Source organism: Streptomyces sp. ISL-94 (assembly GCF_018614075.1).
Classification (GTDB): Bacteria; Actinomycetota; Actinomycetes; order Streptomycetales; family Streptomycetaceae; genus Streptomyces.
On record NZ_JAGGOZ010000023.1, the window covers coordinates 20,732 to 44,955 of the forward strand.

A 24,224-nucleotide genomic window follows, 5' to 3' on the forward strand; every position below is an offset into this window, starting at 1 on the left:
TGGCCCGCGTCAGGCGCGCAGGCCCCGGATGATCAGCGAGGTGACCGCCTCGAACTCCGTGAAGATCGTGGGCGAGACCCAGTCGGCCGCGTACTGCGGATCGTGGAAGCGACCGGTGGCATCGAAGACCGCGCGGGCGGCGGCCGGCACGTCGTCGGCGGCGAGCGAGCCCGCTTCGACGCCCTCGGCGATGATCCGGGCCAACTGGTCGATCAGCTCGGTCAGGTGTGTGTCCACGATGCCGCTGTTCTCGGCGAGCAGCACGGTGTAGGTGGCGAACAGCTCCGGGTCGTCGCCGGCCTTGTGGCGCTTGGCCTCGAAGAGGGCCTCCAGCCACGCCTCCAGCTTGGAGGGGGCGCTCTCGGCGGGCGCCGAGGCGATCTCCTCCAGCATGAGGACGCTCTTGGCGAGCCAGCGGTCCGTGACGGCCTCGCGCAGCGCCGCCTTCGACGGGAAGTGCCGGTACACGCTGCCGTGGCTGACGCCCAGGGCCCGGGCCACGTCCACCACTGTCGCCTTGGTGGGCCCGAAGCGGCGCAGCACCTCCTCGGTGGTCTCGAGGATGCGCTCGGGTGTCAGGGGCTCGGAGGCAGCGGTTGGCATGGGACGACCGTACCGCCGGCTCAGCGTTCGCTGTCGAGGTGGGCCATCTGGGCCGCCGGGTACCGGTCACCCGCCGCGGCGCCGACGGGCACGGCCTCCTCGATGGCGGCCAGGTCGGCCGCGCCGAGCGTGATGTCCGCGGCGCCCAGCGCCTCGGCGAGCCGGTCCCGGCGGCGGGCGCCCACCAGCGGCACGATGTCCTCGCCGCGCGAGAGCACCCAGGCGATCGCGGTCTGGGCCACGCTCACGCCCTTGTTCTCCGCGACCTTGCGCAGGGCGTCGACCAGGTCGAGGTTGCGGTCGAGGTTGGCCCCCTGGAATCGGGGGCTCATGCCGCGGAAGTCGCCCGGGTCCAGCGCGCGGTCGCGGGTGAAGTGGCCGCTGATCAACCCGCGGGAGAGCACCCCGTACGCGGTGATGCCTATGCCGAGCTCGCGGGCGGTCGGCAGGATCTCGTCCTCGATGCCGCGGGAGAGGAGCGAGTACTCGATCTGGAGGTCCGCGATCGGGGCCACGGCGGCGGCCCGGCGCAGGGTGTCCGCGCCGACCTCGGAGAGGCCGATGTGGCGGACGTGCCCGGCCTGGACCGCCTCGGCGATGGCGCCGACGGTCTCCTCGATCGGCACGTCCGGGTCCACGCGGGCGATCCGGTAGATGTCGATGTGGTCCCGCCCGAGCCGCTGGAGCGAGTAGGCCAGGAAGTTCCTGACGGCCTCGGGCCGGCCGTCGTAGCCGGTGAAGCCGCCCTCGACCGTGCGCAGGGCGCCGAACTTGACGCTGGTCAGCGCCTTCTCGCGGGCCGCGGCGGGCGCGGTGCTGAGGGCTTCGCTGATCAGCAGCTCGTTGTGGCCCATGCCGTAGAAGTCGCCCGTGTCGAGCAGGGTGACGCCCGCGTCGAGCGCCGCGTGGATGGTCGCGACGGACTCGGCGCGGTCGGCCTCACCGTAGAGAGCGGACATCCCCATGCAGCCGAGACCGAGGGGGAAGACGGACGGGCCGGTGGCGCCGAGCGTGCGGCGGGCCGGGGCGGTCGTGGTTGCGGTGACGGTGACGTTCTCTTTCGTAGCCATGGAAGGAGAATGGCATGACGAGTGACAGATTGCAATATCTGTCACTCGTCAGTGTGAGGCGGCTACGACAGGGCCCGCAGGATCAGGGCCGCGGCCGCGGCCGCGGCCGCGACCACGGCGAGGACGGCGGCCGGAGTGAGTTCGTAGTCCTTGGCCCGAAGGTGGGAGACCACCGCGCCGATGAAGTAGAGGGTCACGCCGATGGCCGCCGCTATCCCCAGCGGGGTGATCCACAGGCCGGCGACCAGGCCGATGGCGCCAGCGGCCTTGAGGGCGGCCAGGCGTGGCAGCCAGGAGTCCGGAACCTGGACCTTCTGCGTGCTCACGACGATCTGGTCGTTGCGCTGCAGCGTGACGCTGGCGGAGGCGGTGAGGATACGCGGCGCTCGACGCGGTCGAGCAGGGCCTGTTCGCCGCCTCTCGGAGGGCGACCAGGCCACGCTGCGCGGCTTGCTGGCGCGGATCGACGCGCACGCGGACGATTTCGACTGCCAGGAGTAGGCCCGCGGCCCGGCTGCTGCCAGGCCGCAGCGGGCCGAGACGCGGTCAGGCGTCGGCCGGGGCGGGGGCGGCGGCCGGGTCGAGGGCGCGGGCCGTGCGCTCTGCCGTCGAGCGGGCCCAGCGGCCGCTCGAGGCCGCCCCCACCACCAGGACCAGCAGGCCGCAGGCCGTGATGATCCACCAGGCCGGGCCGGTCGCCCCGGCGAAGTCCGAGCCGTCCGCCAGGCCCGCCGCCAGGACGGAGCCGACGATCGCGACGCCCAGCGTGCCGCCGGTCTGCCTGCTGGTGGAGGCGATGGCCGCCGCGACACCCGCCTGGGAGCGCGGCATGCCGGACACGGCCGTATTGGTGATCGGGGCGTTGACCATGCCGAAGCCGAGCCCGAACAGCACGTACGCCGTGAACAGGAGCGGCGTCGAGGTCTCGGCCTCGAACGCGGCGAAGAGCAGCCCGCTCGCGCCCATCGCGACACCCGCGATCAGCAGCGGCAGCCGCGGCCCCCGACTGCCCACCAGCCGCCCCGACAGCGGCGCGAAAAGCATGGTCAGCGCCGCCATCGGCAGCATGTAGAGCCCGGCGTGCAGCGCGTCCAGCCCCCGTACGTCCTGGAGGTACAGGGTGTTCAGGAAGAGGAACCCGGCCATCCCGGCGAAGGCGGTGATCGCGATCACGGTCGCCCCGCTGAAGGGGACGCTGCGGAAGAACCGGAGGTCGATCAGCGGCTCCTCGCGCCGGGGCTCGTACACCAGCAGCCCCACCAGCGAGGCCACGGCCACCAGGGCGCACCCCATGATCAGCGGCGAGTGCCAGCCCGCGGCCGGCGCCTCGATGATCCCGTACGTCAGACTGCCCAGCAGCGCCATGACCAGCAGCTGGCCCACCGGGTCCGCCCGGCGCGGCCGCGCCGCACGCGATTCGGGGATGTGGCGCAGGGTCAGCGCGAGCGCCACGAGGCCGACCGGCAGGTTCACCCAGAAGATGGAGCGCCAGCCCACGCTGTCCACCAGCACGCCGCCGATCAGGGGACCGGCGGCCATGGAGATGCCCCCGACCGCGCCCCATACGCCGATGGCCCGGGCCCGCTCCGCGGGATCCGTGAAGGTGTTGGTGATGATCGACATCGCCACCGGGTTGAGCATGGCGCCGCCGACCGCCTGGACCATCCGGAAGACGATGAGCCAGTCCAGGCTGGGCGCGAGCGAGCACAGCAGGGAGCCGGCGGAGAAGAGCACCAGCCCGGCGACGAACACCCTGCGGCGCCCGATCCGGTCGGCCGTGGAGCCCATGAGCATCAGCAGTGAGGCCAGGACCAGCGTGTAGGCGTCGATCGTCCACTGCATGCCCGAGACCGAGGCGTCCAGATCGCGGCGCATCGAGGGCAGCGCGACGTTGAGCACGGTGTTGTCGAGGCTGACGATCAGCAGGCTGATGCAGCAGATCGCCAGAACGATCATGCGCTGCCGGCGACTCGGCTGACCCGGCTGACTCGGCTCGATCATGCCGCCGATCGTACGTCTGCCCGACCGCCTCGGCATGCGGGACAATGGGCGGATGACCACGCTTCCTCCGCCTCTCGCGATCGGCCCGCACACCGTCCAGCCCCCGGTGGTGCTCGCGCCTATGGCCGGCATCACCAATGCCCCGTTCCGTACCCTCTGCCGAGAGTTTTCCGGCGGCAAGGGGCTGTTCGTGAGCGAGATGATCACGACCCGCGCCCTGGTCGAGCGCAACGACAAGACCATGCAGCTGATCCACTTCGACGAGACGGAGAAGCCGCGCTCGATCCAGCTGTACGGGGTGGACCCGGCGACGGTCGGCAAGGCGGTCCGCATGATCGTCGAGGAGGACCGTGCCGACCACATCGACCTGAACTTCGGCTGCCCCGTCCCCAAGGTCACCCGCAAGGGCGGCGGCTCGGCCCTCCCGTACAAGCGGAACCTGCTGCGCGCGATCCTGCGCGAGGCCGTCGCGGGCGCCGGCGACCTGCCGGTGACCATGAAGATGCGCAAGGGCATCAACGACGACCACCTCACCTACCTCGACGCCGGCCGGATCGCCGTCGAGGAGGGGGTCACCGCCATCGCCCTGCACGGGCGCACCACCGCCCAGCACTACGGCGGCACCGCCGACTGGGACGCCATCGCGCGGCTCAAGGAGCACGTGCCGGAGATCCCGGTGCTCGGCAACGGCGACATCTGGTGCGCGGAGGACGCGCTGCGCATGGTCCGCGAGACCGGCTGCGACGGCGTGGTCGTCGGCCGCGGCTGTCTGGGGCGGCCGTGGCTGTTCAACGACCTGATCGCGGCCTTCGAGGGCCGGCCGGAGGACTTCCACAAGCCGACGCTGCGGGAGGTGGCGGGGACCATGCACCGCCACGCGCAGCTGCTGGGGGAGTGGATCGGCGACGAGGCGCGCGGGGTGATCGACTTCCGTAAGCACGTGGCCTGGTACCTCAAGGGCTTCTCGGTGGGTTCCGAGATGCGCAAGAAGCTCGCGGTCACCTCTTCACTGGCCGAACTGGACGCTCATCTGAGCGAGCTGGACTTGGAGCAGGCGTGGCCCGAGAGTGCGGACGGTCCACGGGGCCGGACGTCCGGAAACAACCGAGTTGTCCTGCCGGACGGCTGGTTGAAGGATCCGTACGACTGCGCGGGTGTGAGCGAGGACGCTGAACTGGACACCTCAGGAGGCTGACAAATCGCCCTCCGTGCTGCGTGATATACGCCACGCATGGGAAAGGTTTCGCTCAGATGAGCAGCGAGGTCACGGGTAAGACTTTCAAAGGGTGGCACTGGGTGCCACCCTTTGTCTGTTCAAGACTTGAACGCAAATGGATCGATGATCGCTCATCCGAGCATGAACAGGCCACTTTAGAGCCCTCTTCCTTCGGGATGTGAACGCTCTTCGGGCCTTCTGATTACTCGTGAGTTACTTTCGATCTGCTGGCGCACGGGTGGTTACAGCCGCATGTCGACCAAGTGGACATACCCATAAGCCTTTGATCTGGGTATGTTCCTGGCCGTCAGGGCAGCCACCGAGCCTCGAGGAGTCGAGACCCGTGTCGGAAAACAAAGATCAGAAGTTCGTCTACGACTTCACAGAGGGCAACCGCGACCTCAAGGACCTTCTCGGCGGCAAGGGTGCGAACCTCGCCGAGATGACCAACCTTGGCCTCCCGGTCCCTCCCGGCTTCACCATCACCACCGAGGCCTGCAAGGTCTACCTGGAGAGCGGTACGGCCCCGGCCGCGCTGCGCGACGAGGTCAGCGCCCACCTTGCCGCCCTCGAGACGAAGATGGGCAAGAAGCTCGGCCAGTCGGACGACCCGCTGCTGGTCTCCGTGCGCTCCGGCGCCAAGTTCTCGATGCCGGGCATGATGGACACCGTCCTCAACATCGGCCTCTCCGACGAGTCCGTGACCGGCCTTGCCTCCCAGGCCGGTGACGAGCGCTTCGCGTGGGACTCGTACCGCCGCCTCATCCAGATGTTCGGCAAGACCGTCCTCGGCGTCGAGGGCGAGCTCTTCGAGGACGCCCTCGACGAGGCCAAGGCCGCCAAGAAGGTCACCGTCGACACCGACCTCGACGCCGCCGACCTGAAGAAGCTGGTCACGCGCTTCAAGAAGATCGTGGCGAAGGAGGCCGGCCGCCCCTTCCCGCAGGACCCCCGCGAGCAGATGGACCTCGCCGTCGAGGCGGTCTTCAACTCCTGGAACACCGACCGCGCCAAGCTCTACCGCCGCCAGGAGCGCATCCCGAGCGACCTGGGCACCGCGGTCAACATCTGCTCCATGGTCTTCGGCAACCTCGGCCCCGACTCCGGCACCGGTGTCGCCTTCACCCGCGACCCCGCCAGCGGCCACCAGGGCGTCTACGGCGACTACCTGCAGAACGCCCAGGGCGAGGACGTCGTCGCCGGCATCCGCAACACCGTGCCGCTGGCCGACCTGGAGACCATCGACAAGGCCTCCTACGACCAGCTCATGACGATCATGGAGACGCTGGAGACCCACTACAAGGATCTCTGCGACATCGAGTTCACCATCGAGCGCGGCCAGCTGTGGATGCTCCAGACCCGCGTCGGCAAGCGCACCGCCGGCGCCGCCTTCCGCATCGCCACCCAGCTCGTGGACCAGGGCCTGATCGACGAGGCGGAGGCCCTCCAGCGCGTCAACGGCGCCCAGCTCGCGCAGCTGATGTTCCCGCGCTTCGACGACGACGCCAAGACCACGCTGCTCGGCCGCGGCATCGCCGCCTCCCCGGGCGCGGCGGTCGGCAAGGCCGTCTTCGACTCGTACACGGCCGTCAAGTGGTCCCGCTCCGGCGAGAAGGTCATCCTGATCCGCCGCGAGACCAACCCGGACGACCTGGACGGCATGATCGCCTCCGAGGGCATCCTGACCTCGCGCGGCGGCAAGACCTCGCACGCGGCCGTCGTCGCCCGCGGCATGGGCAAGACCTGTGTCTGCGGCGCCGAGGAGCTCGACGTCGACACCAAGCGCCGCCGCATGACGGTCGGCGACACGGTCATCGAAGAGGGCGACGTCGTCTCCATCGACGGCTCCACCGGCAAGGTCTACCTCGGTGAGGTACCCGTCGTACCGTCCCCGGTCGTCGAGTACTTCGAGGGCCGCATGCACGCCGGCGCCGACGACGCCGACGAGCTCGTCGCCGCCGTGCACCGGATCATGGCGTACGCCGACCGGGTCCGCCGGCTGCGGGTGCGTGCCAACGCCGACAACGCCGAGGACGCGCTGCGCGCCCGCCGCTTCGGCGCCCAGGGCATCGGCCTGTGCCGCACCGAGCACATGTTCCTCGGTGAGCGCCGCGAGCTGGTCGAGCGCCTGATCCTCGCCGACACCGACGGCGAGCGCGAGGAGGCACTCAGTGCCCTCCTGCCGCTCCAGAAGAAGGACTTCGTCGAGCTGTTCGAGGCGATGGACGGCCTGCCCGTCACCGTCCGCCTGCTCGACCCGCCGCTGCACGAGTTCCTGCCCGACATCACCGAGCTGTCGGTGCGCGTCGCCCTCGCCGAGTCCCGCAAGGACGCCAACGAGAACGACCTGCGCCTGCTCCAGGCCGTCCACAAGCTGCACGAGCAGAACCCGATGCTGGGTCTGCGCGGTGTCCGCCTGGGCCTGGTCATCCCCGGCCTGTTCGCCATGCAGGTGCGGGCGATCGCCGAGGCCGCGGCCGAGCGCAAGAACGCCAAGGGCGACCCGCGCGCCGAGATCATGGTCCCGCTCGTGGGCACCGTCCAGGAGCTGGAGATCGTCCGCGACGAGGCCGACGCAGTCATCGCCGAGGTCGAGGCCGCCACCGGCACCAGCCTCAAGCTGACCATCGGCACGATGATCGAGCTGCCCCGCGCCGCCCTGACGGCCGGCCAGATCGCCGAGGCCGCGCAGTTCTTCTCCTTCGGTACGAACGACCTGACCCAGACGGTGTGGGGCTTCTCCCGCGACGACGTCGAGGCCAGCTTCTTCACCGCGTACCTGGAGAAGGGCATCTTCGGGGTCTCGCCCTTCGAGACCATCGACAAGGAGGGCGTCGGCTCCCTGGTCCGCAGCGCCGTCGAGGCCGGCCGGGCCACCCGCCCCGACCTGAAGCTCGGCGTCTGCGGCGAGCACGGCGGAGACCCGGAGTCCGTCCACTTCTTCCACGAGGTCGGCCTCGACTACGTCTCCTGCTCGCCCTTCCGGATTCCGGTGGCGCGCCTGGAGGCCGGTCGTGCGGCCGCCGAGGCGAAGGGCAGCGACAGCCGCTGATCCCCGGCCCTCACAAGGGCCTGCAGACCGCGTCCGCCCCCGGGTTCCCTGACCCCCGAGGGCGGACGCGCCTATTTCTTTGTTGTTCAACGAATCCTTACGCCAGCAGGCGGTGGACGGATCCCCACCCGTCCACCGCCGCTGTCATTCTGCCGGACACGTCGGCGCTTCCCGGTGCGACCGACCGCCAGGCCCCGCAAAGCCCCCCACGGCCTTCGCGGAGCGTTTCGGTCGCATCGGAGTGTGCCCGGCGGAGTACAGGATTTCGGTTGTCACGCCCCTGCCGAAAGGGGTTTCAACTGTGGCCGAAAGGGCGTGGTGACCACGTGTGACGGCATGCATACTCATGGGGCGGGGGGATTGCGGTTGCACAGGTGGGGGTTCGGTGCTGCGTATCCATTTCACTGGAGTGGACCTGGCACGCGTACGGATGGCAGGGCGTCCCGATGCGTTGTGGGAAACGATTCTCAGCTTTCATCGCTTAAGAGACCGGCGCGATGCCCGGTTGTTCGGTGAATGGCGGACGGAAACCCGGAGCAGGTTGAATAGTGAAACACGCATGCTCGGTATGCTTATACCGGGGCGGGGCTATTTCCCCGATTTCCTCACCCCCGTGGAGGGTCAGTACGGGTGGGACGTCGGCCTCGACGCCCTGCGCGGAATCCGTCCCGAGCGGCTGCGGCGGGAGCTGTCGCTGCTGACGGCGGGCGCGCCGCCGACGCCGCGGCTACGGGACTTCGTGGACGGCGGGACCAAGCACCTGCCGAGGCTGCTGGGCGAGCTGCGGGGCTACCACCGGGCGGCCGTGGAGCCGTACTGGACGCACATCCAGGCCCAGATAGAAGCCGAGCGGGCCGCCCGCGGCCGGGCGCTGCTGGACGGCGGCGCGGACGAGCTGCTGGCCTCGCTGCCGCCGATGCTGCGGTGGCGGGCCCCGGTGCTGGAGTGCGACTACCCGGTGGACCGCGACGTACGGCTGCGGGGGCGCGGGCTGCTGCTCCAGCCGTCCTTCTTCTGCCGCCGTACCGCGGTGACCCTGCACGACCCGGAGCTGGCGCCGGTACTGGTCTACCCGGCCGCGGCCCACTTGGCCTCGGCGCCCACCGGGAGCGAGACGGCGCGGCCGGCGGTGGAGGAGCAGCGGGTCCGCACGCTGGGCAAGCTGGTGGGGCACACCCGGTCGGTGGTCCTGCGGGCCATCGGGGACGGGGCCACCACCAGCGAGCTGGCCCGCCGGGCGGGGGTGTCGCTGGCCTCTGCCAGCCAGCACGCGTGCGTGATGCGGGAGGCCGGGCTGGTGACGACGCTGCGACACGGGAGCGCGGTGCTGCACACCGTGACCCCGTTGGGGGCGGCGCTGCTGAAGGGTGGAGCGGTGGCCTCGTGACGGCGGCCCCGCGACGGGGGCCGTACCACGGTGGGCTGGACCCGCTGGAGTGCGGCCGGTTGGACGGGCGCGGCACCGCCTCTCCCCCAGCTACCGCTGGGAGGTGCCCCCAGCGGCTCTGCCCCACACCCCGCGCCTCAAACGCCGGCGGGGCTGGTGTTGCGGCGCCCGTCGGCGCTGGGCGGATGCCTCAAGCGCCGACGGGGGCTGGACGCGGTGGACGGACGTCAATTCCTCATGACGCGGGAGCGACCGGCTCGGGGTCAATGGGCGTGCCATTCCTCCCGTGGCGGTTCCGGGGTGCCGCGGGGCCGCGTTCCTTTCCGCGCGGTGGCATTGGGCGGGACTTCCTCCCCTGGGCAGGCCCTCGGTGGGGGAGGATGGTGGAACCATGAACCACTCCGCCGCCGCCGACATCTCGGGCCGCGCCGACCTCGAGGCCGTGCTGCTCCGCTTCTACACGGCTGCCTTCGCGGACCCGCAGATCGGGCCGTTCTTCACGCAGCTCGCGGGCACTGACCTGGAGGTCCACCTGCCGCGGATCACCGACTTCTGGGAGCGGGCCCTCTTCCGCACGGCCGACTACCGGCGCAACGCCTTCGCCCCGCACGCCGCGCTGCACTCGGCGCGGGCGATGACCGCCGCCGACTTCGGGCGCTGGGTGCAGCTGTGGAACGCGACCATCGACGGCCTCCACCGCGGGCCGAACGCGGAGCGCGCCAAGGCCCAGGGCGAGCGGATCGCGCTGACCCTCCACAAGCGGCTGGCCGGCCACGACGCCTCGCTCGAGAGCGCGGACGGCCTGGGCTTCATCCCGCTGGCGGCCCTTGAGCTGCGCTCGGCACTGGCCTGACCTGCGGTTCCGAGAAATCTCAGAAAAAATGCACGGGAAGCGATGACTTTCCCGGGACGCTCCGGTCTACCTCTCGAAAGCAACGACGACCCGAGGGAAGAGAGACCGCGATGTCCGCCGCCACCATGATCTTCGTGAACCTGCCCGTCAAGGACCTGGACGCCACCAAGGCCTTCTGGGCCAAGCTCGGCTACTCCTTCAACGCCCAGTTCACCGACGAGAACTGCGCCTCGATGCCGATCACCGACAGCATCGTCGCGATGTTCCTCACGGAGGCCCGCTACAAGGACTTCACCCACAAGGCCATCGCGGACGCCACCACGACCTCCGAGGTGCTGCTGTGCCTGAGCGCCGAGAGCCGCACCGCGGTCGACGAGCTGGTCGACGGGGCCCTGGCGGCCGGGGCCACCGAGCCCCGCCCCGCCCAGGACCACGGCGTCATGTACGGCCGGGCCTTCGACGACCTCGACGGCCACACCTGGGAGATCATGTGGATGGACCCGGCCGTGGTCCAGGGCTGAGCGTCGAGGGTTGACGTCCCTACGAGGTGGCGGCGGTCCGCACCGGGTAGGTCCGGACCTCCACCTCCTCGTCGTCCAGGCAGCGCCCCGACTCCAGGTCGAAGCGCTGCTTGAGCAGCGGCGAGGCCACGAAGGGCCGGCCCGCCGCACACCCCAGCAGCCCCCGCGAGAGCACCTGCGCCCCGGTGAAGGGGTCCTGGTTGCCGATGGCGTACGGGCGCCCCGCGCGGTCGACGAACACCGCGGCCTGGCTCCCGTCGGGCAGCAGGGCGGCGACCCCCCGCCCGGGGGTGAGCGCGGAGAGCTCGCACACCGTGAGCCAGCCCTCCGCCACCTTCAGTTCCACGGTCATCGGACTCCTCCGATCGTCAGGACGGCCAGGTCGGGCTTGACCTGGTCGCGCTCGGGCACGAACTTCACGGTCGGGTCGGGGGCGCCGGGCGCGTTGACGAACGACACGAACCGGCGCAGCCGCTCCGGGTCCTCCAGCGTCTCGGCCCACTCGTCGCGGTAGTGCGCCACGTGGTCGGCCATCAGGGCCTCCAGCTCCGCGCACAGCCCCAGCGAGTCGTGCACGACCACGTCCCGCAGGTGGGCCAGCCCGCCCTCCAGCCGCTCCAGCCAGGTCGAGGTCCGCTCCAGCCGGTCGGCGGTGCGGATGTAGAACATCAGGAACCGGTCGATCAGCCGGACCAGTTCCGCGTCCGACAGGTCCTGGGCGAGGAGGTCGGCGTGGCGCGGGGTGGCCCCGCCGTTGCCGCCGACGTAGAGGTTCCAGCCGCTCGCCGTCGCGATGACCCCGAAGTCCTTGCTCTGCGCCTCCGCGCACTCGCGGGCGCAGCCGGAGACCGCCGACTTGAGCTTGTGCGGGGCGCGCAGCCCCCTGTAGCGCAGCTCCAGGTCGATGGCCATCCGTACGCTGTCCTGCACCCCGTAGCGGCACCAGGTCTGCCCCACACAGGACTTCACCGTCCGCAGGGCCTTGCCGTACGCGTGCCCGGACTCGAATCCGGCATCGACGAGCCGGGCCCAGATCCGCGGGAGCTGGTCCACGCTCGCACCGAACAGGTCGATCCGCTGACCGCCGGTGATCTTCGTGTAGAGGCCGAAGTCCCGGGCCACCTCGCCGATCACGATCAGCTTGTCGGGGGTGATCTCACCGCCCGGGATCCGCGGGACGACCGAGTAGGAGCCGTTGCGCTGCAAGTTCGCGAGGAAGTGGTCATTGGTGTCCTGGAGGGCGGCCTGCTCCCCGTCCAGGACGTAGCCGCTCGCGCCCACGGTGGGGGCGAGCGAGGCGATGATGGAGCCGATGGTCGGCTTGCACACCTCGCAGCCGTCGCCGCCGCGCGCCTCCGGGCGGCCGTGGCCGTCGAGGAGCTGCTGGTACGAGGTCAGGCGCAGGGTGCGGACGATCTCGTAGAGCTCCGCGCGGGTGTAGGGGAAGCAGCCGCACAGGCCCTTGTCCGCGGCGGCGGGCAGCAGCTGCCCGATCACCTTGATGCAGCTGCCGCAGCCGGTGCCCGCCTTGGTGCACTTCTTGACCTCGGGCAGGGTGGCGCAGGCGGTGATGGCCTTCTTGGTGACGTTGTGGCAGGAGCAGATCACCGCGTGGTCGGGGAGTGAGGACGGGCCGAGCGCGACGGGCGCGCCCACGCCGGCGGGCAGCACCAGCTGCTCGGGGGCGACGGGCGGGACGCTGCCGGTGAGCGGGCGCAGCAGGCCGTAGGAGTCCGCGTCGCCGACCAGGATCCCGCCGAGGAGGACCCCGTCGGGGGAGACGACCAGCTTCTTGTAGACGCCGGAACGGGAGTCGGACCACACCACGTCGAGGCTGTCGGGGGCGGTTCCGTGGGCGTCGCCGAAGGAGGCCACGTCCACGCCGAGCAGCTTGAGCTTGGTGGAGAGGTCGGCTCCGGTGAACTGCTTCTCGCGGCCCAGCAGATCCTCGGCGGCGGTCTCGGCCATCTCGTAGCCGGGGGCCACCAGGCCGTAGACGCGGCCGTCGACGGCGAGGGCGCACTCGCCGATGGCGTAGACGTGCGGGTCGGAGGTCCGGCAGCGGGCGTCGACGGCGATGCCGCCGCGCTCGCCGACGTCCAGCCCCGCGTCACGGGCCAGCTGGTCGCGGGGGCGGACGCCTGCGGAGAAGACCACGAGGTCGGTGTCGACGGTGGAGCCGTCGGAGAGCCGCATGCCGCTGACCCGGCCGTCCTCGCCGGTCAGCACCTCCTGGGTGCCGACACCGGTGTGGACGGTGAGGCCCATGGACTCGATGGTGCGCAGCAGGGCCGCGCCGCCGCCGTCGTCGACCTGGACGGGCATCAGGCGCGGCGCGAACTCGACGATGCGGGTGGTGAGTCCGAGCCCCTGGAGCGCGCCGGCCGCTTCGAGCCCGAGCAGACCGCCGCCGACGACCGCGCCGCTGGTGCGGCCCTGTGCGTACTCCTCGATGGCGAGGAGGTCCTCGATCGTGCGGTAGACGAAGCACCCGGGGGCGTCCTTGCCGGGGACCGGCGGGACGAAGGGATAGCTGCCGGTGGCCAGCACCAGGACGTCGTACGGGAACACCTGGCCGGAGCGGGAGGTGACGGTACGGGCGTCCCGGTCGATGTGCTCGGCGGGGTCGTCCAGGTGGAGGGCGATGCCGTGCTCCTCCATGAACCCGGCGGGCGTCATGGACAGGTCCTCGGCGGTGCTGCCGGAGAAGTACGAGGTCAGGTGCACGCGGTCGTAGGCGGGCCGGGGCTCCTCGCAGAGCACGGTGACCCGGTGCGTCCGGGTCGCACCGCGCTCGGCGAGGGCCTCCAGGTAGCGCTGGCCGACCATGCCGTGCCCGATGAGCACGATCGTGGGCAGGGGCTTGGTCATGTCAGTGGCCTCCGTCGTCGGTGAGCAGGTGGAACAGGCTGTTCAGGTCCTCGTCGTCCGCCCAGCCGCGGGCGAGGGCGCCCACGGTGGACAGCTCGCCCAGCAGGACCCCGCCGACGAGGCGGTCGCCGCGGACGACGACCGTCCGGTAGGTCCGGCGGGTGGCGTCGGCGAGGCGGACCACGTCGTCGCCGGGGCGGGGCGTGGTCTCGCCGAAGGCGGCGAGGTCGAAGGGGTCTCCGGTCCCGCCGAGGGTGAGGCGGGTGAGGGCGCGGGTGCCGGTGTACTCCGTGGGGGGGCCGGTGAGGGTGGCGGCGAGGGCATCGGCCTGCTCCAGGGCGGCGCCGGCCAGGCCGTACACCTGGCCGGCGTGCTCGGCGCAGTCGCCGATGGCGTGGATGCGGGGGTCGCCGGTGCGGAGGTGGCCGTCGACCACGATGCCCTTGCGGACCTCCAGGCCGGCTGCCTGGGCCAGGCCCGTGCGGGGGCGGACGCCGCAGGCGAGCACGACGACCTCGGCGTCGAGCCGGTAGCCGTCGGCAAGCTCGACCCCGGTGACCTTGCGGGGGCCTCCTCCTTGTGCGGCCGGGTGCGGCGCCGTAGACGTTGTCGTCAGGCCGCGGACCCGGCACTCGGTGTGGATCTCGATCCCGAGCTCGGTCAGGTGGGTGTGCAGCATGGCAGAGGCGGACGCGTCCAGCTGGCGCTCCATCAGCCGCTCCGACTGCTGTGCCAGGACCACCTGCGCGCCCCGCGCGGCCAGCGCACGGGCCGCCGAGACGCCCAGCAGGCCCCCGCCGATCACCACCGCCCGGACCCCGGGCCGGACGGTCGCCGAGAGAGCCAGGCAGTCGTCCATGGTGCGGAAGGCGTGCACTCCGTGGGGGAGCTCCCGGCCTTCCGGTTCGAACAGGCCCCGCAGCGGCGGCAGTACCGGGTTGGACCCGGTGGCCAGCACCAGGGTGTCGTATCCCAGAGCCGCACCGTCGTCGCAGTGGACCGTCCGGTCGGCGCGGTCGACGCGGACCGCCCGCACCCCCCGCCGCAGCACCGGGCCGGGCGTCGGGAGCGCGATCACCTCCGGCGCGTACCGGCCCGCCAGGACCTCGGCGAGCAGGACCCGGTTGTAGGGGGCGTGCGGCTCCTCGCCGAGCACGGTCACCTCCGCGTCCCCGCCCAACCGCGCAGCGAGCCGCAGGCCCGCGAGGCCGCCGCCGATCACCACCACACGCTGCTTCGAGGTCATGCCCCGAGCGTGCGCGCTCGCTGTTTCCCCGCCGGATCGCCCCTGTTACCCGGCGGGAACGCCCACCTCAGCGTCCGGGTCAAGCGTCCGTGAGGCCTTCCTCAAGGCCGCCTTAAGGGCCCTCGCCACCGCCGTTGCGGCCCTTAGCGTGATCCGCATGCGAGATGCGGCAGGGCGGGTCAGGAGCGGGATCCTGGGAGGGGCGGGGGTGGTCGCCCTGCTGTGGGCGGCCCAGGTGCGCCCCTCGGCCCGGCCCGACGCCCTGTTCGCCACCGCCGCGCACCTGACCGGGCTGCTCGCCGGGTACGGGGTGCTGGTGCTGCTGTTCCTGATGGCCCGGGTGCCCGCCGTCGAGCACGGGGTGGGCGCCGACCGGCTCGCCCGCCGGCACGCGTTCGGCGGCCGCCACGTGCTCATGCTCTGCTTCGGGCACGGGCTCTTCGCCCTGCTCGGATACGCCGTGCACGGGGGAATCGATGTGGTCTCCGCCGTCCGGGACCTGCTCGGCTACCCCGCGCTCGCCGCCGCCGCGGCCGGGGCCGTCCTCCTGGCCGCGGTCGGTGTGACCTCCGCCCGTGCGGTACGCCGCCGGGTCTCGCACGAAACCTGGCGCGGGGTGCACCTCCTCGCCTACCTCGCCGCCGCGCTCGCCTTCGGCCACCAGCTCGCCGGGCCCGATCTCGCCCTCGCCGCCTGGTTCTGGGCCCTCGCCCACACCGTGGTCGCCGTCCTGCTGCTCTGGTACCGGGCCGTGGTCCCCGTACGGCAGGCCCTGCGGCACGCGCTGCGGGTCGCAGAGGTCCGGGTCGAGGGGCCCGGGGTGGTCTCCGTCGTCGTGTACGGGGAGCACCTCGCGGAACTGCGCGCGGAGCCTGGCCAGTTCCAGCGCTGGCGGTTCCTTCAGCGGCGGCTGTGGCACACCGCCCTGCCGTTCTCGCTGTCCGCGCCGGTCCGCGGGAACACCCTGCGGATCACCGTCAAGGGGCTCGGCGGCCACTCCCGCCGCATCCGCCGGCTGCACCCGGGCACGCGGGTGCTGGCCACCGGGCCGTTCGGGGTGCTCACTGCCGCCCGGCGGACCCGGCCGAAGGTGCTGCTGATCGCGGGCGGGGTCGGGATCACCCCGATGCGGGCCCTGTTCGAGACGCTGCCCGGCGGCCCCGGGGACCTCACCCTCCTCTACCGGGCCGGGGCGGAGGAGCACCTGGTCCTGCGCGCCGAGCTGGAGGCCATCGCCGCCGAGCGGCAGGCCGGGCTGCACTACCTGCTCGGGCCCTCGGACGCGGCCTACGACCCGCTCGCCCCGCGGGCGCTGGCCGCTCTGGTGCCGGACCTGCCCGAGCACGACGTGTACCTGTGCGGGCCTCCGGGGATGGCCGAGGCGACCCGGGCCGCCCTGCTGCGGGTCGGGGTGCCTGCCGGACGAATCCATTCCGAGTGCTTCGGCTTCTGACCGACGAGAGGACCCGCCGCGCCGTGCGTCACCCGCTGCACATCGCCCTGTCCGTGCCCGCCGCCGTGCCCGCCGCCGCATCGGCCCCCGTGCCCGCTGCCGTGCCCGCCCCCGCCCCGGGCCGGCACCGCCGCCGCTCCGCGCCGGCGTCCGTATCCCCGGCGCAGCGGCTGGCGGCCGGGCTCGGCCTGGCGAGCGTGCCGGCCGTCAGTGTGCTGACGGCGGTCGTGGAGCCGGCGGCTCCGGTGGCCCCGGACCGGGCGCCGGCCCGCCAAAGCTCAACCTTTGCGCAACTTTCCGGGGATTGACGGCTCCTGTGGCCGACAGGTCCATAGGGTCGGATGGTGCCTGACATATCAATGACCATGATCATCATGCTGTGCGTGGCCGCCGCGGCGGCCGGCTGGATCGACGCCGTGGTGGGCGGCGGCGGCCTGCTGCTCCTGCCGGCCCTCCTCCTGGGCCTGCCGAACGCCCACCCCGCCACCGTCCTCGGCACCAACAAGGCGGTGGCCATCGTCGGCACCGCGGGCGCGGCCGTGACCTACGTCCGCAAGGCCCCGGTGAACGTGAAACTCGCCGCCCGCATCGGCCTCGCCGCGCTCGCGGGCTCGATGGGCGGCGCCGCGCTCGCCGGGGGCATCAGCAAGGACGCGCTCCGGCCGCTGATCATGGTGGTCCTGGTGGTCGTCGCCGGCTTCGTCCTCTTCCGGCCCGCCTTCGGCACCGCCCCGTCCGCCTCGCCCGTCAGCCGGCAGCGGGTGCTGCTCGCCATCGGGCTCGCCGGCCTCGGCATCGGTTTCTACGACGGCCTCATCGGGCCGGGCACCGGCACCTTCCTGGTACTCGCCCTCACCGCGCTGCTCCACCTGGACCTGGTCACCGCCTCCGCGACCGCCAAGATCGTCAACTGCTGCACCAACGCCGGGGCGCTCGCGATGTTCGCGTACCAGGGCATGGTGCTGTGGCAGCTGGCCGCGCTGATGGCGGTGTTCAACCTGGCCGGCGGCATGATCGGCGCGGGCATGGCCCTCAAGAAGGGCAGCGGCTTCGTCCGGGGCGTGCTGCTCACGGTGGTGGGCGCCCTCGTGGTCAAGCTCGGCTTGGAGCAGTGGGGCTGACGGGCCGGAGCGGGTTCTAGTACGTACCGGTGAGGTGGGCGAAGACGACCACGTTGCCGCGGTAGCCCGTGCGCGGGGAGAAGCCGCCGCCGCAGGTGATCACCCGCAGCTCGGCGCGCTGCGAGGGCCCGTACACGCGGGTGTCGGGGAAGGCCTTGGCGTCGTAGACCTCGACCGCGTGGACCGTGAACACGGCGGTACGGCCGTCCGCGCGCGGGACCTCGATGGCGGCCCCGCGGTGCAGTGCGCCGAGGCTGTAGAAGACCGCCGGCCCGGCCGCGTTGTCCACGTGCCCGGCGATGACGGCGGTGCCGGGGGCGCCCGGGGTGGTGCCGTCGCGATACCAGCCGGCCAGATCGCGCCGGGCGGGCGGGGGCACTTCGAGACTGCCGCCCGGCTCCAGGCCGAGCCCGGTCAGCGGGGCGTCCACGCGGATCGAAGGGATCCGGATCCGGGTGGGCGGGGAGCCGGGGAGCGGCGCGATACCGGGGCCGGTGGCTCCGGCGGCGGTCAGGGCCTCGGCCGGGGAGGGCAGCGGCGGCCCGATCGGCTCGCGGGAGCCGCTGGTGACGAGCCAGATGCCGACGCAGGCAGCGAGCGCGACGAGTCCCCCGTGGCGGGGGGACAGGGTGCGGACGGCTCGGTTCGGCGCGCGGGCGCCCGATCGGGGGCCGTTGCCGGCCGTGGGCCAGGACTGCCGGTCGCGCCCCCGGACGCCACCGAAATCGCCACCCATTGCGTACCCCCTCGGCTTCCGTTTCGGGGTGACAGGCCGTCGCCCGGCCCCGCGAACGGGGGGGACCTCGCGGGGCGGGCGACGGGGACGGTACCGGTCGGACCACGGCCGGAGCCGCGGTGGGCGTCCGTCAGCTCTGCGTGCCGCTCGCCCGGCGACGCAGGAGCCAGGTACCGCCGACGGCGGTGGCGGCCAGCACTGCCGCTCCCGCCGCGATCTTGGCGGGGTCGGTGGTGGTGGTCGTGCCACCGCCCACCCCGGTCCGTACGTGGCCCTGCGGGCCGCGTTCGGTGACGACCAGGTCGCCGGTGGCGAACTTGCCGTTCGCGCAGGTCACCCCGATGTCGTAGGTGCCGGGGCGGGTGGCGTGGGCGACCTGGAACTGTCCCACGACCACCTCCTTGTGGGTGCCCGGAACCAGCTTGAACCGGCCGCCGCCCACCGTGGTGGCATCACCCTCCGCGTGGCTGCCGGAGCCGCAGGCGGTGGTGTTCACGGTGACGGTGGCGCCCGGGGCGGCGGACTTGGGCCACACCTCCAGCGCGGCGAAGTCGCCGGGCGCGAAGCCCACCATGCCCAGATCCGCGGCGGCGACCGCACCGGCGACCGGGCCGGTGAACGCGGCTGCGGTCAACGCGGTCGCCGTCAGCGCGTGGGCGGTACGTCGGCGCATGGGACTCTCCCTGGGGACACGGGGTCGTGCTTCCGAGGTAACCCGGCCCGCCTGCCGCGCGCCTGCTGATGTCCCGTCAGGTCGGCCCGCCCACACCCCGCGCCCGGGCCGTTTCCGCAGGTCAACGCCGGCCACACGGCCATCCGTGGCACCCGCGCCGTCCGGGTGACGGGGGACGGCCACCGCGAGGTTGCGCAGCAGCGGTGCGTACGGTGGTGGCGTGCGGGCACGTCGGGACTCTGGTCCCGGCCCGTGGACTGTCGCGCCGTATCCCAGGGAGGGCCCCCGTGACATCGGTCGTTCGGCCGCCGGATCCGTTCGCTCCGCCCGTTCCGCTCCCGTTCTTCGTCTACGGGACCCTCCGCCCGGGCGAGGTCAACCACGAGCTCTTCCTGCGCGGCCGCACGGTCGTGGAGGAGCCTGCCCGCCTCCCGGACGCGGCGCTCTACGACGGCCCCGGCTACCCGTTCGCGGTCCACCGTCCCGGCTCGGCCGTCGTCGGGGAGCTGATCACCGCCGCCCCGGGCGCCTACGGGGAGCTGCTGGCCGCCCTGGACCGGCTGGAGGAGTACGAGGGCCCGGGACGCCCGGGCAACATCTACGACCGGATCGCCCGGCAGGCCCTGCGCCCCGACGGCGCCCCCGTCCGTGCCTGGGTCTACCTGGCGTCCCCGCTGCTCGCCCGCGACCTGCGGGAATCGGGCACCGAGATACCGGGCGGCGACTGGCTGGGGCGCTGAGGGCTGTCACCTCTGTTACAGGCCTTCGGCGCCGCGGTTGCGGAGCCGCTGCCCGTACTGCTGGAGCACCCACAGCTCCTCCTGGACCGCGGCCAGTTGCTCCGGCGGGGCCTGCGGGCCCAGCCGGGACATTGTGCCCTGGATCTCGTGGACCCGGCGGTCGACGGCGCGCAGCCGGACCTGCACCAGCTGGACGCCGGCGTAGACCTCGTCCACCGTCTTCGCGTGGATGGCCTCGACGGCCAGCTCGGTGACGAGCGCGCGGACGGTGTCGTTCGGGGCCGCGTCGCGCACGCGCGCCAGGTAGTCGTCCGTGCCCAGCGAGGCGCCCCCCGCGTCCTGGATGGCCTGGCGCACGGCCGCGTAGGGCGGGGCGGTGAACTCGTCCATGCCGTACGCGTCGAAGGCGGGCGAGACCAGGGCCGGGCGCTGGAGGGCCAGCTTCAGCAGCTCGCGCTCGGTGCGGTGGGCCGGGCTGCGCAGGTTCAGCGCCGGGCCGCCGGCCGGCCGGCCGGCGGGAGCGGGGGCGGCCTCGTAGGACGGGCGGCCCCGGCCCTGCTGCGGGGGCTGGTTGCCGCGTTCGCGCGCCCAGCGCGCCAGCTGCGCGACGCGCTTGACCACGAACTGCTCGTCGCGGATGCCGAGCATGCCCGCGAGCTGGACCGCGGACTCGTGCTGGATCGCGATGTTCTTGATGTTGGCGACGACCGGAGCGGCCTCGTCCAGGGCGGCCGCCCGGCCGGCCGGGTTCTCCAGGTTGTGCCGGGCGACGATGTGCCGCAGGGCGAACTCGAACAGCGGGGTACGGGACTCCACCAGCCCGGAGACCGCGGCGTCCCCCTGGGCGAGGCGCAGGTCGCAGGGGTCCATGCCGCCCGGGGTGACCGCGATCGAGGTCTCGGCGGCGAACTTCTGGTCGTCCTCGAAGGCCCGCAGCGCCGCCTTCTGGCCGGCCGCGTCGCCGTCGAAGGTGAAGATCACCTCGGCGGTGGCGTTGTCCATCAGCAGCCGGCGCAGGATCTTGATGTGGTCCCCGCCGAAGGCCGTGCCACAGGTGGCGATCGCGGTGGTGACCCCGGCCATGTGGCAGGCCATCACATCCGTGTAGCCCTCGACCACCACGGCCCGGGAGGTCTTGGCGATCTCCTTCTTGGCCAGGTCGATGCCGTACAGCACCTGGGACTTCTTGTAGATCGCCGTCTCGGGGGTGTTCAGGTACTTGGGACCGTTGTCGTCGTCGCGCAGCTTGCGCGCGCCGAAGCCGACCACCTCGCCGCTGATGTCGCGGATCGGCCACATCAGCCGGCCGCGGAAGCGGTCGATGGGCTTGCCGCTGCGGCTGTCCTGGGCGAGCCCGGAGGTGATCAGCTCCTTGTCGCTGAAGCCCTTGCCGCGCAGGAAGCGGGTCAGGTGGTCCCAGCCGGCCGGGCTGTAGCCCACGCTGAAGTGCGCGGCCGCGCCCTGGTCGAAGCCGCGCTCCGCCAGGAACTTGCGGCCGATCTCCGCCTCGGGGCTGTCCAGCTGGTCGACGTAGAACTGGGCGGCTGCCTTGTGCGCCTCGACCAGGCGGATGCGCTCGCCCCGGCCGCTGGTGCCGGCGGTGTAGCCGCCCTCCTCGTAGCGCAGGGTGATGCCGGCCTGGCCGGCCAGCCGCTCGACCGCCTCCGAGAAGGAGAGGTGGTCGATCTTCATGATGAAGTCGAGGGTGTCCCCACCCGCCTGGCAGCCGAAGCAGTGGTAGAGACCCTTGCTGGGGCTGACCTGGAAGGACGGGGACTTCTCGTCGTGGAAGGGGCACAGGCCCTTGAGGTTGCCGCCGCCCGCGTTGCGCAGCTGGAGGTAGTCGGAGACCACGGCGTCGATCGGGACCGCGTCCCGTACCGCCTTCACGTCGTCGTCGTTGATCCGTCCTGCCACGCGTGAAGTCTACGGCCGGACACCGGCAAACCCGTCAGGCACCCTCGGCCGGGACCAGCGAGGCAAGCGGAACGGACGGGTCCGCCAGGGCGTCGCGGTCCACGGGCGTCTTCGACCTGATCAGGGCCTGGATGTGCTCGGTGACATCCCACACATTCACGTTCATACCGGCGAGCACCCGCCCGTTCGAGAGCCAGAAGGCGATGAACTCCCGCTTGCCCACGTCCCCGCGGACCAGCACCTGGTCGTAGCCGCCGGGCGGCGCGTACCCCGAGTACTCCAGGCCCACGTCGTACTGGTCGGAGAAGAAGTACGGCACCCGGTCGTAGGCGACCTCCTGCCCCAGCATGGCCCGCGCGGCCGCCGGTCCGCCGTTCAGGGCGTTCGCCCAGTGCTCGACCCGCAGCCGGGTCCCGAGCGCCGGGTGGTAGGCGCCCGCCACGTCCCCGACCGCGTAGACGTCCGGGTCGGACGTACGGAGGGAGGCGTCCACGGCGATCCCGCCGCCGTGCTCCCGGTCCACCAGGGCCAGCCCGGAGGTCTCGGCGAGCGCCGTCCGCGGCGCGGCCCCGATCGCGGCGAGCACCACGTGCGCCGGATGCTCCTCCCCATCGTCCGTACGGGCGGCCAGCACCATGCCGTCGTGGCCGACGATCTCCGTCAGCCGGGCCCCGAAGTGGAACCGCACCCCGTGATCGGTGTGCAGGTCCGCGAAGAGCCGGCCGACCTCCGGGCCGAGCACCGCGTACAGCGGGGTGGCCTCCGGCTCGACCACGGTCACCTCGGCGCCGTACCCGCGCGCCGCGGCGGCGACCTCCAGGCCGATCCATCCGGCGCCCGCGATCAGCAGGTGGCCGTTGTCCCGGCCCAGGGTGGCCAGCACGTTGCGCAGGCGCTCGGCGTGCGCGAGCCGCCGCAGGTGGTGCACCCCGGCCAGGCCCGTGCCCGGGATGTCCAGGCGGCGCGGCTCGGCGCCGGTGGCCAGCAGCAGCTTGTCGTAGTGGAGGGCGGTGCCGTCGCCGAGGACCACCTTCTTGGCGTCCCGGTCCAGCTGGACCGCGGGCTGGCCGAGGTGCAGCTCGATGTCGGAGGCCGCGTACCAGGACGGCTCGTGGACGAAGACGCTGTCGCGGTCGTCCTTGCCCGTCAGGTACCCCTTGGAGAGCGGGGGCCGTTCGTAGGGATGGTCGCGCTCGTCGCCGATCAGGATCACCCGCCCCGTGAACCCCTCGGCCCGCAGCGTTTCGGCCGCCTTTGCCCCGGCCAGCCCCGCGCCGACGATGACGAATGTCCGGTGTGCGTCGACCACCTGATGCCTCCTCATAACCTCTCCGCCACATGCGACCACATGCGAGCGTCCCGCACTGAGCCTGCCGCGTGAAGGGGGAGTGGCCCGATCAGCTCACCCTTCGGCGCGTCGGGTGCGCTGGGTGAGGCGCGCGTGCAGGGAGCGGGCCGCTGCGTCCGTGAGGGACGCGATCTGGTCGATGACCGCCCGTTTCCTGGCCTTGTCGTCGGGGGCCGCGTCGAAGAGGGCGCGGAACTGCGGATCCAGGCCCTCGGGGGCGCGGCCGCTGAGGGCCTCGGCGAGTTCGGCCAGGACGATGCGCTGGTCGGCGCGGATCCGCTCCTGCTCGTCGCGCTGCATGACGTACAGGTCGGCCACCGCCTTGAGCACGGCGCACTCGTTGCGGGCCTCGCGCGGGACCACCAGTTCGGCGGCGTAGCGGGTGAGGCGGCCGGAACCGTGCGCCTCGCGGGTGGCACCCTCGGCCGCGAGGCAGAAGCGGCCGATGAGCTGGCTGGTCGCGTCCTTCAGACGGGCCTGGGCGACGGCGGAACCGTCGTACCCGTGGGGCCACCACTCCTGCTCCATCAGCCGGTCCAGGGCCTCGCGGAGCTCCTCCGGCTCGGTGGCGGCGGGCACGTACCGGCCGATGGCCACCCGCCAGATCGCCTCGCGCTCGGGCTCGGCGAAGAGGAGGTTGGGGTCGAGGTGGCCCGCGTGCAGGCCGTCCTCGAAGTCGTGGACGGAGTACGCGACATCGTCCGCCCAGTCCATGACCTGGGCCTCGAAGCACTTGCGGTCCGCGGGCGCGCCGCGGCGCAGCCACTCGAAGACCGGCAGGTCGTCCTCGTACGCGCCGAACTTCACCGAGCCGGGGTCCGTGGGGTGGTCCCCGCGGGCCCACGGGTACTTGGTGGCGGCGTCCAGACAGGCCCGGGTGAGGTTGAGGCCGACGCTGACGAGCTCGCCGCTCGCCGGGTCGGGCACGAACCGCTTGGGCTCCAGGCGGGTCAGCAGGCGCAGCGACTGGGCGTTGCCCTCGAATCCGCCGCAGTCCTTGGCGAACTCGTTGAGTGCCTCCTCGCCGTTGTGCCCGAAGGGCGGGTGGCCCATGTCGTGGGAGAGGCAGGCCGCCTCGACGAGGTCGGGATCGCAGCCGAGCGCGGCGCCCAGCTCCCGGCCGACCTGGGCGCATTCCAGGGAGTGGGTGAGGCGGGTACGGGGGCTCGCGTCCCAGTCGTAGGAGCGGGTGCCGGGGGTGACGACCTGGGTCTTGCCGGCGAGGCGGCGCAGCGCGGCGGAGTGCAGGACGCGGGCGCGGTCGCGCTGGAAGGCCGTCCTGCCCGGCCGTTTGTCGGGCTCGGCGGCCCAGCGCTCGGTGGCCGCGGAGTCGTACAGGGGGTCTGCGGGGGCGTGCGCGGTGCCTTCCATCCTCCAATCTTCGCAGGGATTCCCCGGCCTTCAGGCGGGGCGCGC

The 24,224-nt window shown here is 72.4% G+C and carries 22 protein-coding genes; 10 read left to right on the forward strand and 12 right to left on the reverse strand.

Going from position 1 to position 24,224, the window contains the following annotated elements; genetic code table 11:
* Nucleotides 1–9 precede the first annotated feature (9 nt).
* The 3 genes from J7E94_RS08195 to J7E94_RS08205 all read right to left on the reverse strand — a co-directional run bounded on the left by J7E94_RS08195 (nt 10) and on the right by J7E94_RS08205 (nt 1,999).
* The gene (locus tag J7E94_RS08195; RefSeq protein WP_215013657.1) at nt 10–603 is read right to left on the reverse strand and encodes a TetR family transcriptional regulator; all 594 of its coding nucleotides are present in this window, start codon (nt 601–603) and stop codon (nt 10–12) included.
* 20 nt (nt 604–623) lie between these two features.
* Nucleotides 624–1,673, reverse strand: a complete 1,050-nt coding sequence (locus J7E94_RS08200) for an aldo/keto reductase (protein WP_215013658.1) — start codon at nt 1,671–1,673, stop codon at nt 624–626.
* A 62-nt stretch (nt 1,674–1,735) separates the two neighbouring features.
* A complete protein-coding gene (locus tag J7E94_RS08205) occupies nt 1,736–1,999 on the reverse strand; it encodes a DoxX family protein (RefSeq protein ID WP_308344711.1) in 264 nt (87 codons plus the stop codon).
* On the opposite strand from J7E94_RS08205, the gene J7E94_RS08210 reads away from it, so the two are divergent.
* Nucleotides 1,992–2,174, forward strand: coding sequence for a hypothetical protein (locus tag J7E94_RS08210; RefSeq protein WP_215013813.1), 183 nt, complete (start codon nt 1,992–1,994; stop codon nt 2,172–2,174). The genes J7E94_RS08205 and J7E94_RS08210 overlap by 8 nt on opposite strands.
* 45 nt (nt 2,175–2,219) lie before the next feature.
* Here the strand turns inward: J7E94_RS08210 and J7E94_RS08215 are convergent, their stop codons facing one another.
* Complete coding sequence (locus tag J7E94_RS08215; RefSeq protein ID WP_215013794.1) at nt 2,220–3,629, reverse strand: MFS transporter; 1,410 nt, start codon at nt 3,627–3,629, stop codon at nt 2,220–2,222.
* A gap of 79 nt (nt 3,630–3,708) precedes the next feature.
* On the opposite strand from J7E94_RS08215, the gene dusB reads away from it, so the two are divergent.
* The 5 genes from dusB to J7E94_RS08240 all read left to right on the forward strand — a co-directional run bounded on the left by dusB (nt 3,709) and on the right by J7E94_RS08240 (nt 10,703).
* On the forward strand, nt 3,709–4,869 hold the full coding sequence (gene dusB, locus J7E94_RS08220; protein ID WP_215013796.1) for a tRNA dihydrouridine synthase DusB: 1,161 nt from the start codon (nt 3,709–3,711) through the stop codon (nt 4,867–4,869).
* A 364-nt stretch (nt 4,870–5,233) separates the two neighbouring features.
* Entirely contained in the window at nt 5,234–7,942 is a 2,709-nt protein-coding gene (gene ppdK, locus J7E94_RS08225; RefSeq protein WP_215013659.1) for a pyruvate, phosphate dikinase, read from the forward strand.
* Nucleotides 7,943–8,327: 385 nt separating this feature from the next.
* Complete coding sequence (locus J7E94_RS08230) at nt 8,328–9,329, forward strand: helix-turn-helix transcriptional regulator (protein WP_215013660.1); 1,002 nt, start codon at nt 8,328–8,330, stop codon at nt 9,327–9,329.
* 391 nt (nt 9,330–9,720) lie between these two features.
* Nucleotides 9,721–10,182 (forward strand): group III truncated hemoglobin, encoded by a 462-nt coding sequence (locus tag J7E94_RS08235; protein ID WP_215013661.1) that lies wholly within the window; start codon nt 9,721–9,723, stop codon nt 10,180–10,182.
* A 110-nt stretch (nt 10,183–10,292) separates the two neighbouring features.
* Entirely contained in the window at nt 10,293–10,703 is a 411-nt protein-coding gene (locus J7E94_RS08240; protein ID WP_215013662.1) for a VOC family protein, read from the forward strand.
* 19 nt (nt 10,704–10,722) lie between these two features.
* Here the strand turns inward: J7E94_RS08240 and nirD are convergent, their stop codons facing one another.
* From nirD to J7E94_RS08255, 3 genes are read right to left on the reverse strand one after another with little or no spacing between them, the layout of a single operon-like run.
* Nucleotides 10,723–11,055, reverse strand: a complete 333-nt coding sequence (nirD, locus tag J7E94_RS08245; RefSeq protein WP_215013664.1) for a nitrite reductase small subunit NirD — start codon at nt 11,053–11,055, stop codon at nt 10,723–10,725.
* Nucleotides 11,052–13,574 carry a nitrite reductase large subunit NirB gene (gene nirB / locus J7E94_RS08250; RefSeq protein WP_215013665.1) on the reverse strand — a complete coding sequence of 841 codons (2,523 nt, stop codon included), beginning with the start codon at nt 13,572–13,574 and terminating at the stop codon, nt 11,052–11,054. Before nirB ends, nirD begins: the two co-directional genes overlap by 4 nt.
* Nucleotide 13,575: 1 nt before the next feature.
* Nucleotides 13,576–14,820 (reverse strand): NAD(P)/FAD-dependent oxidoreductase, encoded by a 1,245-nt coding sequence (locus J7E94_RS08255; RefSeq protein WP_215013666.1) that lies wholly within the window; start codon nt 14,818–14,820, stop codon nt 13,576–13,578.
* 157 nt (nt 14,821–14,977) lie between these two features.
* On the opposite strand from J7E94_RS08255, the gene J7E94_RS08260 reads away from it, so the two are divergent.
* Genes J7E94_RS08260 through J7E94_RS08270 form a run of 3 tightly spaced genes read left to right on the forward strand, consistent with a single transcriptional unit; the run spans nt 14,978 to nt 17,394 of the window.
* On the forward strand, nt 14,978–16,273 hold the full coding sequence (locus tag J7E94_RS08260; RefSeq protein WP_215013667.1) for a ferric reductase-like transmembrane domain-containing protein: 1,296 nt from the start codon (nt 14,978–14,980) through the stop codon (nt 16,271–16,273).
* A gap of 23 nt (nt 16,274–16,296) precedes the next feature.
* Nucleotides 16,297–16,581, forward strand: a complete 285-nt coding sequence (locus J7E94_RS08265) for a hypothetical protein (protein ID WP_215013668.1) — start codon at nt 16,297–16,299, stop codon at nt 16,579–16,581.
* Nucleotides 16,582–16,617: 36 nt separating this feature from the next.
* Nucleotides 16,618–17,394, forward strand: coding sequence for a TSUP family transporter (locus J7E94_RS08270; protein WP_215013669.1), 777 nt, complete (start codon nt 16,618–16,620; stop codon nt 17,392–17,394).
* A gap of 16 nt (nt 17,395–17,410) precedes the next feature.
* Here the strand turns inward: J7E94_RS08270 and J7E94_RS08275 are convergent, their stop codons facing one another.
* Both J7E94_RS08275 and J7E94_RS08280 read right to left on the reverse strand, forming a co-directional pair.
* Entirely contained in the window at nt 17,411–18,130 is a 720-nt protein-coding gene (locus tag J7E94_RS08275; protein WP_215013670.1) for a class F sortase, read from the reverse strand.
* A 130-nt stretch (nt 18,131–18,260) separates the two neighbouring features.
* Nucleotides 18,261–18,803: a hypothetical protein gene (locus tag J7E94_RS08280; protein WP_251056325.1), complete on the reverse strand. Its 543-nt coding sequence runs from the start codon at nt 18,801–18,803 to the stop codon at nt 18,261–18,263.
* A gap of 287 nt (nt 18,804–19,090) precedes the next feature.
* Here J7E94_RS08280 and J7E94_RS34310 point away from each other — a divergent pair, with 287 nt between their 5' ends.
* Complete coding sequence (locus J7E94_RS34310; protein ID WP_308344713.1) at nt 19,091–19,543, forward strand: gamma-glutamylcyclotransferase family protein; 453 nt, start codon at nt 19,091–19,093, stop codon at nt 19,541–19,543.
* A 15-nt stretch (nt 19,544–19,558) separates the two neighbouring features.
* Here the strand turns inward: J7E94_RS34310 and dnaG are convergent, their stop codons facing one another.
* The 3 genes from dnaG to J7E94_RS08300 form a co-directional block, all read right to left on the reverse strand.
* Nucleotides 19,559–21,460, reverse strand: a complete 1,902-nt coding sequence (dnaG, locus tag J7E94_RS08290; RefSeq protein ID WP_215013674.1) for a DNA primase — start codon at nt 21,458–21,460, stop codon at nt 19,559–19,561.
* Between the two features lie 34 nt (nt 21,461–21,494).
* On the reverse strand, nt 21,495–22,769 hold the full coding sequence (locus tag J7E94_RS08295; RefSeq protein ID WP_215013676.1) for an FAD-dependent oxidoreductase: 1,275 nt from the start codon (nt 22,767–22,769) through the stop codon (nt 21,495–21,497).
* A gap of 93 nt (nt 22,770–22,862) precedes the next feature.
* A complete protein-coding gene (locus tag J7E94_RS08300) occupies nt 22,863–24,179 on the reverse strand; it encodes a deoxyguanosinetriphosphate triphosphohydrolase (RefSeq protein ID WP_215013678.1) in 1,317 nt (438 codons plus the stop codon).
* Between the last annotated feature and the right edge of the window lie 45 nt (nt 24,180–24,224).